The organism is Alteromonas sp. AWJ4_197, from assembly GCF_056160285.1.
In genome coordinates, this window is record NZ_JBSWWW010000043.1 from 1 (window position 1) to 606 (window position 606).

General features: G+C 75.2%; 2 protein-coding genes. Both read left to right on the forward strand.

The features are described 5' to 3' along the window. Positions 1 to 264 (forward strand): hypothetical protein (locus ACXAGC_RS20455; protein WP_474846849.1); only part of this gene is annotated, 264 nt, incomplete at its 5' end. Positions 265 to 269: 5 nt separating this feature from the next. Continuing rightward, a partial coding sequence (locus ACXAGC_RS20460) for an alpha/beta fold hydrolase (protein ID WP_474846851.1) occupies positions 270 to 606 on the forward strand: 337 nt, incomplete at its 3' end.

Here is a 606-nt window from a genome sequence, read left to right on the forward strand (position 1 = left end):
GTCCGGGGCACCTTCTCGCGGCCCGGGGCCTATCGCTGGCAGCCGTTCGCCGCCGTCGGGTTCATGGCGCTCGGACTCGGTGCGCTCTGGCTCTCCCCGGAGGCCGGGCGCGTGCTGGTCGCTGCTGGCCTGATCGGCCACGCCGCGTGGGACCTGGTGCACTGGCACCGCCACGAGGTGGTCTCGCGGTCGCTGGCCGAGTGGTGCGGTGCCCTCGATCTCGCCCTCGGGGTCGGCGTCCTCGCTCTCGCCCTCGCCGGATGAGCCCGGTGGCTGTCTTCGCCCTGGTCCACGCCGCGGCGGTGGACGCCTGGTACTGGCACCTGCTGAGCGCCGAGCTCCGGGCCCGTGGTCATGACGTGGTCGCGGCCGATCTGCCGGTCGACGACGACGCCGCCGGGCTGTCCGAGTACACGGCGACCGTGGTCGAGGCGCTGGGCACCCGCCGGGACGCCGTGCTGGTCGGGCACTCGTTCGGCGGGTTCACGGCGCCGCTCGTGGCGGCACGGGTCTCGGCCGCTCTGCTGGTCATGCTCCAGGCGCAGATCCCGGCTCCCGGCGAGGCCCCCGGGGACTGGTGGGGGAACACCGGCCACGCCCAGGCCC